The sequence below is a fragment of the Kocuria cellulosilytica genome, assembly GCF_040981245.1.
Lineage (GTDB): Bacteria > Actinomycetota > Actinomycetes > Actinomycetales > Micrococcaceae > Kocuria > Kocuria cellulosilytica.
This window is the reverse complement of sequence record NZ_JAVFWZ010000140.1, coordinates 1-521: the sequence shown is the minus strand read 5'-3', so window position 1 is coordinate 521 and position 521 is coordinate 1. Positions and strand designations below refer to the sequence as shown.

Genomic DNA, 521 nt, shown 5'->3' with positions numbered 1-521 from the left:
TTCAAATGCAAAAAGAACAAATTGAAATGACAAAAGAATATGGAAGTGGTGTCAGTTTTTGAGACCCTGTCTCATGATTTAATGGCATGAAAGATGCTGGATTACAAGCTGGTGCTCAATATTTAGCGAGTGAAATAGCAAGTCAGGAAAAAGCAAATATTGATGCTGGAATTCGTGATTCGTTTGCTACAGCACCAAATGCACATCTTGGAAATGATAATGAAGGTATTCACAGACATGTTAAACAGAATTTAAAAGGTAAATTTAACTTTATTGCTAAATTCCCAAATTCAAAAATTATCAACAATATTAGAGTTTATGCCAATAAATATGGGTATAAAATTGATGATTATATTAAATTTGACACTCAAAAAATGATTTATTCAAGAAAATTATTTAACTATATTCAAGTTGGGGATGTCTCTTCAGCATTAGGAAAAAAATTAGTTAATTACGACAACACCCCATTACCAATTACTAATAATATTATAGCTTTTCCTGAGCTTATAAATGAATTTGCA

General features: G+C 29.8%; 1 protein-coding gene. It reads left to right on the top strand.

Translation table 11 applies throughout. The features are described 5' to 3' along the window. Window positions 1–86: 86 nt before the first annotated feature. On the top strand, window positions 87–521 hold a 435-nt coding region (locus RCG67_RS17390), incomplete at its 3' end, for a hypothetical protein (RefSeq protein ID WP_368828069.1).